Origin of the sequence: Bradyrhizobium sp., from assembly GCF_004799445.1 — a bacterium.
Lineage (GTDB): Bacteria > Pseudomonadota > Alphaproteobacteria > Rhizobiales > Xanthobacteraceae > Bradyrhizobium.
In genome coordinates, this window is record NZ_SSNA01000137.1 from 69,584 (window position 1) to 79,334 (window position 9,751).

6 protein-coding genes are annotated in these 9,751 nt (G+C 63.4%); 4 read left to right on the plus strand and 2 right to left on the minus strand.

The features are described 5' to 3' along the window. The 3 genes from glgX to treY are packed head-to-tail and all read left to right on the plus strand — an operon-like array spanning nt 1 to nt 6,631. The gene (glgX, locus tag E8A46_RS19035; protein WP_291564296.1) at nt 1–2,076 is read left to right on the plus strand and encodes a glycogen debranching protein GlgX; all 2,076 of its coding nucleotides are present in this window, start codon (nt 1–3) and stop codon (nt 2,074–2,076) included. Further along, nucleotides 2,073–3,839, plus strand: a complete 1,767-nt coding sequence (treZ, locus tag E8A46_RS19040) for a malto-oligosyltrehalose trehalohydrolase (RefSeq protein ID WP_291564298.1) — start codon at nt 2,073–2,075, stop codon at nt 3,837–3,839. The genes glgX and treZ overlap by 4 nt, the downstream gene beginning before the upstream one ends. Next, nucleotides 3,839–6,631: a malto-oligosyltrehalose synthase gene (gene treY / locus E8A46_RS19045; RefSeq protein WP_291564301.1), complete on the plus strand. Its 2,793-nt coding sequence runs from the start codon at nt 3,839–3,841 to the stop codon at nt 6,629–6,631. Before treZ ends, treY begins: the two co-directional genes overlap by 1 nt. Nucleotides 6,632–6,868: 237 nt before the next feature. Here the strand turns inward: treY and E8A46_RS19050 are convergent, their stop codons facing one another. After that, nucleotides 6,869–7,180, minus strand: a complete 312-nt coding sequence (locus E8A46_RS19050) for a polyhydroxyalkanoic acid system family protein (protein ID WP_291564304.1) — start codon at nt 7,178–7,180, stop codon at nt 6,869–6,871. A gap of 162 nt (nt 7,181–7,342) precedes the next feature. Here E8A46_RS19050 and E8A46_RS19055 point away from each other — a divergent pair, with 162 nt between their 5' ends. Beyond that, nucleotides 7,343–7,507, plus strand: a complete 165-nt coding sequence (locus E8A46_RS19055) for a DUF3309 family protein (protein WP_076865768.1) — start codon at nt 7,343–7,345, stop codon at nt 7,505–7,507. 112 nt (nt 7,508–7,619) lie between these two features. Here E8A46_RS19055 and ligD read toward each other — a convergent pair. Next, nucleotides 7,620–9,751 (minus strand): DNA ligase D (ligD, locus tag E8A46_RS19060; protein ID WP_291564311.1); only part of this gene is annotated, 2,132 nt, incomplete at its 5' end.

Sequence of the window (9,751 nt, forward strand, 5' to 3'; positions counted from 1 at the left end):
ATGCGACTGTCTGCCGGATCGTCCTCACGCCTCGGTGCAAGCTGGGACGGCCGGGGCACCAATTTCGCGCTGTTCTCCGCCAATGCGCAAAAAGTAGAACTCTGTCTGTTCGACAGCCAAGGCCGCCGCGAACTCGAGCGAATCGAATTACCCGAACGCAGCGAGGACGTCTGGCACGGCTATCTGAACGACGTTTCGCCCGGGCAGTTCTATGGCTATCGCGTTCACGGACCCTACGAACCCGAGCATGGCCACCGCTTCAACGCCAACAAGCTTTTGCTGGATCCCTACGCCCGGCGGCTTGCCGGGCGGCTGGTATGGAGCGATGCCCATTTCGCCTACCGTACCGGCAGCGCGCGCGAGGACCTCTCGTTCGACCGGCGCGACAACGCGCGCGGCATGCCGAAAGCCGTCGTGGTCGACGAGACCTTCAATTGGGGACGCCGCGAAATGCGCCCCAACATTCCCTGGGAAGACACCATCATCTATGAGGCCCATGTCAAGGGCCTGACGCAGAAACGCGAGGACGTGCCGCCGAACCTGCGCGGCACCTATGGCGGCCTGTCCTCGCCGGCGATGATCGAGCATCTCAAGCGCCTTGGCGTCACCACCATCGAATTATTGCCGATCCACGGCCTGGTCGACGACCGCACGCTGGTTGAAAAGAAGCTGTCGAACTACTGGGGTTACAATACGCTATCGTTCTTCGCTCCTGAGCCGCGCTATTCGCAGGACAATCCGCTCGACGCCTTTCGCACCACCGTGGCGCGGCTGCATGATGCCGGCATCGAGGTAATGCTCGATGTCGTCTACAACCACACCGCCGAGGGCAACCATATGGGCCCGACGCTGTCGTTCCGCGGCATCGACAACGCCTCCTATTACTGGCTGAAGCCGGACAATCCGCGCTTCTATGACGATTTCACCGGCTGCGGCAGCTCGGTCAATCTCACCCATCCGCGCGTGCTGCAGATGGCGATGGATTCACTGCGCTACTGGGTCGAGGTCTGCCACGTCGACGGCTTCCGGTTCGATCTGGCAACGACGCTGGCGCGTGGGCCCAACGGCTTTGACCGCAACAGCGCCTTTCTCACCGCCATCCGGCAGGACCCGGTGCTCGCCTCCGTCAAGCTGGTCGCCGAACCCTGGGACCTCGGCATGGGCGGTTATCAGGTCGGCGCCTTTCCCTCGCAATGGTCGGAGTGGAATGACCGCTACCGCAGCGCGATGCGCCGTTACTGGAGTGGCGAAGGCAGCCTGATTGGCGAGGTCTCAAGCCGCATGACCGGCTCGTCCGACCTGTTCAATCGTGACGGCCGCAGCCCTCGCGCCGGCGTCAACCACATCACCGTGCACGACGGCTTCACGCTTGCCGATTTATTCAGCTACAACGTGAAGCACAACGAGGCCAATGGCGAAGACAACCGCGACGGCGCCAACGACAACCACAGCAATAATTGCGGCCATGAAGGCCCGACCGACGACCCGGCGATTGCGGCGCTGCGCCGCCAGCTGCGGAAAAACCAGCTCGCCTGTCTATTGCTCGCGCAGGGCCTGCCGCTGATTCTGGCCGGCGATGAAGTCGGCAACACGCAGAATGGCAACAACAACGCCTATTGCCAGGATAACGAAATCGGCTGGGTCGGCTGGGAGGGCCTCAAGCGCGAGGGCGACAATCTCACCGACTTCGTCGGCCACATGACCGAGATACGCAGGCGCTTTCCGCAAATCCGTGCCCGCCGTTGGCTCGATGGACGGCGTGCCGATGGATCCTACGGCGTGTTATGGCTGACGCCAGCGGCCGAGGAGATGAAGGAGCAGGATTGGAAATTTCCGGAGGGTCGGTTTCTCGCCTACGTGCTGGGGCCGATCGAGCATGGACAGCCCCCGCTGTTCATCGTCCTCAACGCGGCGCCCGAAGAGATCACGTTCACATTGCCGAAGATGCCGGAATACAAGAGCTGGCAGCAACTATTGAACACCGCCGACGTTAGACAAACGGTCGCGGATTTCGCATCGGGAAGCGAGGCCAAAGCGCCTCCCCGTTCGGTGCTTGCCTTTTCGGGTTCGACATGAATGAGCGGCAATTCGGTGCAAGGCTCACGGCAGATGGTGCAGCATTTCGTTTATGGGCGCCGGCGGCCAAGCGTGTCGATCTGCTGCTGGATCGGCCTCATCCGCTGAGACGCGGCGAGGATGGCTGGTTTGCCGCCGACATATCCGGCCTAAAGGCCGGCACCCGCTACAAATTCCGGATCGACGACGAGATCGACGTACCCGACCCGGCTTCGGCATTCCAGCCAGACGACGTCTTCGGTCCGAGCGAGGTGATCGACCATTCGAGCCTCCGGTGGCGGGCCTCGGACTGGCGCGGCCGGCCTTGGCGCGAAACCGTCCTGCTGGAGGCCCATGTCGGCACCTTCACGCCGGAGGGCACTTACCGCGCCATGATCGACAAGCTCGATCATCTGGCAGCGGCCGGCATCACCGCGCTGGAGCTGCTGCCGCTCGCGGATTTCGCCGGCGCACGCAATTGGGGCTATGACGGCGTGCTGTGGTACGCGCCCGACAGCGCCTATGGACGGCCTGAGGATCTCAAAGCCCTGATCGACGAAGCCCATCTGCGCGGGCTGATGGTGTTTCTCGACGTGGTCTACAATCATTTCGGCCCCGAGGGTAACTACCTCGGTCGCTATGCGCCGAACTTCTTCACGGAAGCGCAGACCCCCTGGGGCAGCGCGATCGACTACCGGATCCCGCAGGTGCGCGCCTTCGCCATCGAGAATGCGCTGTACTGGCTGCGCGAATTCCGCTTCGACGGGCTGCGGCTCGATGCCGTGCACAGCATCACCGAACTCGGTGAAATCTCCATGCTGCACGATCTCAGCGTCGCCGCAGGGAACCTTGCCGCGGAGACCGGGCGCCATATCCATCTGGTGCTTGAAAACGACGACAATCGCGTCAGCGTTCTGGATCCTGTTCAAGACCCGCCGCGCGGCCAATACCGCGCGCAGTGGAACGACGATTATCATCACGCCTGGCACGTCGCGCTGACCGGCGAGACGCAAGGCTACTACTGCGATTATCAACGCTCGCCGCTCCGCGACGTCGCCCGCGCATTGTGCTCCGGCTTTATCTATCAGGGCGAGGCCTCCGCGCATCGCGGCGGCCAATCGCGTGGCGAACCGAGCGGCACGCTTGCGCCCACCGCCTTCGTCAACTTTCTGCAGAACCACGACCAGATCGGAAACCGCGCCCTCGGCGACCGGCTTGAGAGCCATGTGAGCCCTGAGGCGATCGAGGCGGCACTGGCGATTACCCTGCTCGCGCCCAATATACCGATGCTGTTCATGGGCGAAGAGTGGGGTTCGAAAGCACCGTTTCCGTTCTTCTGCGATTTCAAGGGCGATCTCGCCGAGGCTGTCCGCAAGGGGAGGCGCAGGGAATACGCCTGGGCCTATGCGGAATTTGGCGATGAGGTTCCTGACCCGCTGGAGCAGTCGACATTTCAATCCGCGGTGCTGGATTGGCAATCACGCAACCACCCGGCGCAACGCCAACGGCTCGCGCTGGTACAGGAACTTCTCGCGGTACGCCGGCAGGAGATCGTTCCCCGGCTTGCGAATGCCGCCTTTGGCGAGGCGGACGCGGCTGATAACGGCATGCTGACGGCGAGCTGGCGCCTGGGCGATGGCGCAAGGCTCGAGCTAACCGCTAACCTGTCGAACCGCGAGACCACCGGCCAGCCCGGTGAAACACGGGGCATCCCGATCTGGGGCGGTACGCCCCGTGAGGTCATGACGCCCTGGTCGGTGTTCTGGCGTGTGGAGACACGCTGATGCGTGCCGTCGTCCCGATTGCCACCTACCGCCTGCAACTCACCGGGGATTTCGATTTCGACGCCGCCGCGGCCGTCGTGACCTATTTGAAGGCACTCGGCATCACGCATCTCTATGCGTCGCCCTTCACGGAGGCGCGCAAGGGCTCGAGCCACGGCTACGACGTCGTCAACCACACCGTCATCAACCCGGAACTCGGCGGCGACGCCGGTTTCGAGCGGCTGAGCGAAGCCCTGCGGCAGCACGGCCTCGGTCTCATTCTTGACTTCGTCCCCAATCACGTCGGCGTGCATTTCGCCGACAATCCATGGTGGCTCGACGTGCTGGAATGGGGCGAGGCCTCGCCGCATGCGGTGTCCTTTGACATTGACTGGGAGCTGTTGCCCTACCGGGCGCGCGGCGGCGTGCTATTGCCGATACTCGGTTCGTCCTATGGCCAGGCACTTGAAAAGGGCGAGATTGAACTGCGCTATGACGCCAGCGAAGGCAGCTTCTCGGCCTGGTATTTCGAGCACCGCCTGCCGATCGCGCCCGAACGGTACGGCGAGATCCTGCACACGATTGTCAAGGAAGCGGCCGCGGAGAGCAGCACGGCCGGAAAACACATTCTCGACCCCGCCTCGCGCTACAAGGGATTGCGCCATCCCAATCGAAAGGAAGCGCCCGCCTTCAAGGCGGCTTTGAAGGACATCGCCGGAAGCGCCGAATTGATCGCCCGCGGGCTCGCCGCCTATCGGGCCGGGCCGGATCGTCCGGCGCAGACCCTTGTGCTGCATCATCTTCTCGAACGCCAGCATTACAAGCTCGGTCACTGGCGGCTTGCTTCCAGCGACATCAACTATCGTCGGTTTTTCGACGTCAATTCGCTCGCCGGCTTGCGGGTGGAAGACGTTGGCACCTTCAACGCCGCTCACCGCCTGATCAGAAAGCTGATCGCGGAGGGAAAGCTTCAGGGCCTGCGGCTCGACCACATCGACGGCCTGAGCGATCCCGCCCAGTATTTCCAGCGACTGCACCGGCTGGTCCGGGCGGCGCAGGGCAAGACCGCCGGGACGTTCTATGTCGTGGTGGAGAAGATCCTCGGTGAGCACGAAACCTTGCGTCCCTTCGCGGGAGTCCAGGGCACTACGGGTTACGAGGCGCTCAATACCATCACGCGGGTGCTGATCGACGGCGCGGGCCTCGACCCGCTCGACGAGACCTGGCGGCAGATCAGCAACATGGCCCCGGGGCTGGGGCCTGTCCTGAAGGACGCCAAACGCCGGGTTCTCGAGACATTGCTGACCAGCGAGTTCACGGTTCTCGCCCGACTGCTGGCGCGGATCGCCGCGGGCCACTACTCCACGCGCGACTTCTCCGCCGACAGCCTGCGGCAGGCGCTGGAACTTTATGTGCTGCATCTTCCGATCTATCGAACCTATCTCACGCCGGCCGGCGCATCGGACGATGACCGTGCACTGATCTCGGACACAATCGAAAAGGCGCGCGCCGACTGGTTCGCCGCCGACGAAGGCCTGTTCGATTTTCTGCGCGATGCCCTGACGATGGATCTGATCATGCCGGGCCGCGCGCCACACAGCACGCCGCGCGTGCGCCGCTTTGCCCTGAAGGTGCAGCAGTTTACCGGCCCTCTGATGGCAAAATCGCTGGAGGACACGACGTTCTACCGCGTCCACCGCCTGCTTGCGCTCAACGAGGTCGGCGGCGAACCGTCGGCGTCGGCGCTTTCGATCGAAGCCTTTCACCGGATCATGAGGATTCGCGCCCGGGATTGGCCGCATGGCATGACGGCAACCGCGACGCACGATACCAAGCGCGGCGAAGACGCCCGCGCCCGGCTGATGACGCTGACCGAGCTGCCGGGCGAATGGACCAGCACGGTTGCCCGCTGGAAGATCCTCAACGCGCCGCACCTCGTCACCGAGGGCACGATGCGCGCGCCCTCTGCGACATGCGAGTATATGTTGTATCAGGCGCTGCTCGGCGCATGGCCATTGGGCCAGCGCAGGGACGCGCTGGTGGAGCGGATGCAGGCCTATGCGGTGAAGGCCGCGCGCGAGGCCAAGCAGGAAACCAGCTGGCTGAACCCCAACGAGGCTTACGAGGCGGGCGTACAAACTTTCATCGCACGAATCCTGGATCCTTCGGTTGCCGCGGAGTTCCTGGGGTCTCTGGAAAATCTGGCGCAGCGAATCGCGTTGCTGGGTGCGCTGAATTCGCTCAGTCAGATCACCCTGAAGGCCACGATGCCCGGCATACCCGACTTCTATCAGGGCACCGAATTCTGGGAGTTGTCGCTGGTCGATCCCGATAACCGGCGGCCGGTGGATTTTGCCGAACGCGCCTCCGTGCTGGCCTCGACCGAGAGGCCCGACTGGCAAGCCCTCGCCCAACACTGGCCGGACGGCCATATCAAGCTGGCCTGGACCCGGCACCTGCTGAAACTGCGGACCGAGCATGCCGAAACGTTCGCGCTTGGCGACTACGAGCCGCTCGAGGTCAGCGGACCGCACCGCGATCATGTGATCGCCTTTGCGCGCCGCCATGGCCGTCACGCCGTGATATCCGCCGTGGCAAGAAAATTCGGCCCGCTGTCGGAAGGCGGCCGGGTCTGGCCCCGCGCGGAATTTTTCGACGGCACGCTTCATATCAACGGCTATTCCGTGGCAGGCATCGGCGGCACAGCCGGGGCTGCGGAAGTGCCTCTCTCCGCGCTGTTCCAGCAGCTTCCTGTCGCGGTGCTGAAGGCGAGATATGTCGGCGCTGCAAGGCCGGCGCGGCAACGTAAGTAATTCGCCTGATCGCGATCGTTCAGCTTCGTTTGGCCAAGCGGCGCCCGGAAAATGAAAGGCCGCCCGGGATCGACTGCCGAGCGGCCTGGCGGATGTCGTGCCGACTCGATGCCGGTTCCCTTCTTCCGCGCAGACGTCAATGGTCGTCCGATTTCGTTAACGACAAGCTGACGCGGCATTGCGGCTGCTTTTTTCTTTCTTCTTCACAGCCTTTATGCTGCGACGCGGAATATCGCGTCAGCTTCGTTTGCCCAGCAGCAGGTGGCCCCGGTTGCGGATCGCGACCTGCGCCGCTTCCGCAAATCGCTGCAACAGCCAGGGCAACGTCACTTCCAGCCGGACATGGTCGTCCGCCACATCGAGGTGACCCGACGCCGCCTGCCCGAGCGCACGGAGGCGGAAGATCATGCGGCTTTCCTCCCATCTTTCCTCATCGACCTTCAGTACCGGGATGCTGGCGGCCGCGCGGGACAGCCCTGCCTTGAGACGGCGGGTTGCCTCTTCGCGGCCAAGACTGTGCGGAATCGAAACGACGAGAGGTGCGGACATGCTGGGATTCCTGTTTCCACGTCACTGCATCTAGTTCCGCATCTTCAAAAAAACAGGGCGCGGCGTTGGCACCCCGGAACACGGGAACTTTCCGAGTTCCAATTTGTTTCCCCGGCCGAAGGCAGAGCAACAGTGCCGACTGCCGGGCTGGAGGAGAGGTTTATGTCACTCGGAACGATCATTCTCATTATTCTTGTTATCGCATTGCTGGGCGGCTTTAGCGGCATTGGCGGCGGACCGTTTTACGGCACCGGATATTATGGCGGCGGCGGCCTTGGGCTCGTCATCGTCATCTTGCTGATCCTGCTGTTGCTCGGAAGGCTTTGAGCCGCAGTCATCAATTGGCGCAGACCCGGAATCCATAGTCACGATCGTGATTGTGGCTCCGGGTTCGCTTGCTTTTGTCGTGCCCCGGAACGACGACAGAGTGGCGCAAAAATCATAATTTCTCCGCCAGTTTCCTCATCGCTCCCTTTATCGACGACGCCGCGCCATCATAGCCTTGCCACGCCTTGGTCCTGGCGAGCAGCGCCGGCACGGTGCGGACGGTAAAGCGTTTCGGGTCGAGATCGCCGCGCGCCTGCGCCCAGGTCAGCGGCATCGAAACCGTCGCGCCGTCGCGCGCCCGGGGCGACAGCACCGCCACCGCGGTCGCCAAGCGATCGTTGCGGAGATAATCCAGGAAGATCTTTCCCTTGCGCAGCTTCTTCGACATGTTGAGCAGATATTGTTCGGGATTTTCACTGGCCATCCACTGGCAGACGCCTTGCGCAAACGCCTTGGCTTCTTTCCAGCTCACCTTGTCTCTTGCGCCATACGCCAGCGGCACGACGACGTGCAGCCCCTTGCCGCCGGTGGTCTTGCAGAAGCTCTGAAGACCAAGGGCGTCGAGATGCTGCCGCATGTCTTTGGCGGCCTCGATCACCTCGGCAAAGGCGACGTCGGGAGCGGGATCGAGATCGAACACCAGCCGGCCCGGTATATCCGGCGCATCCGGTGCGCAATTCCACGGATGCAGCTCGAGACCGCCCGACTGCGCCACCGCCGCCAGCCCCTCGACCCGGTCGATCTGCAGATAGGGCTTGCGGTCGCCGGAGACCTTGACCAGTTCCAGCAGGTCCGATGTGCCGGGCATGGCGTGGCGCTGGAAGAATGTCTGGCCGCCGATGCCGTCGGGCGCGCGCACGACCGAACAAGGCCGGCCCTTCAGATGACCTATCATCCAGCCGCCGACCGCCTCGAAATAGCGGGCGAGATCGAGTTTGGTCACGCCCTTGCCGTCGCCGCCGTCGGGCCACAGCTCCTTGTCGGGCTTTGAGATGACGACGCCCATCACCTCGGCGGATTTGTTCGCCGAAGACCCGGCGCGCACTTTGCTCAGCTTGGTCCCAGCCTTCGTGGCGGGTTGGGCGATCTTGCGCATGGTCGGCGTCTCTGCCCTCACCTCGTCGGCGGGTTTGTCCTGTCGCAACCCCTTGAACGCAGCCTGCCGTATATTGCCACCGTCGGTGAAGCCCGCAAATTCGATTTCAGCGACGAGTTCCGGCTTCAGCCAGTGCACGTCGCGGGTTTTGCGCGGCGCGTCCTTGCCGCCGAACGGGTTCTGATCCGAGGCCTTGGCCTTCAGCGCCGGCATGATCCGCCTGACCGTATCCTGCCCGAAGCCGGTGCCGACCATCCCGACAAAGGCCAGATGATCGCCGCGATAGACGCCGGCCATCAGCGAGCGGAATTTGCCGTTGGTGGTCTTCCAGCCACCCAGCACCACCTCGTGCCCGGCGCGGCATTTTGCCTTGGTCCAGTTCTCGGAGCGGCCGGAACGGTAGGGCGCATTGAGCTTCTTGGAGACGATGCCCTCCAGCGACAGCTTGCGCGCCGACTCCATCATGGCCTCGCCGTCGACTTCGAAATGCTCGACATAGCGGATCAATCCGGCTTTGCGCCTGGGCCGCCTTTCCAGCAACGCCTTCAATTGCGCCTTGCGCTCGGAAAGCGGCAGCGCGCGAAGATCGATTCCCTCGGCGAACAGCAGGTCGAATGCAAAGAACGCCAGCTTGTCGGTCTTGGCGTCGGATATTGCCGCCTGCAGCGTGGAAAAATCCGGCGCGCCATGATGGTCGAGCGCAACGATCTCGCCGTCGATGAGCACGTCGGGCAGCGCGCTCGCCTGTTTCGCGATTGTCGCGAACTTGTCGGTCCAGTCCAGGCCCTTGCGAGTCTTGAGCATGGCCTCGCCGCCCTCGACCCGCAATTGCACGCGGTAGCCGTCGAATTTGATCTCGTGGCACCAGCCCTCCCCACTCGGCGGATGGTCGACCAAGGTGCAAAGCTGGGGCGCGACGAAATCCGGCATTGCCGCGACTTTCCTGCCCTTTTGCGCGCTCGCGGGCGCGGCGGGCTGTGTGACGACATCGCTGCGGTTGGAATGCCACACCGCATCGGCGCTGGCGCGTTTGGACTTCGCCGTCATGAACGGCTTTGGCGCGTTGCCTTTGCCGGCGGCGATCTGATCCATGGTGCGCCCGGAGGCAACCGACCGATCGGCTTCCAGTATATCGTTGGCGTTGCCTT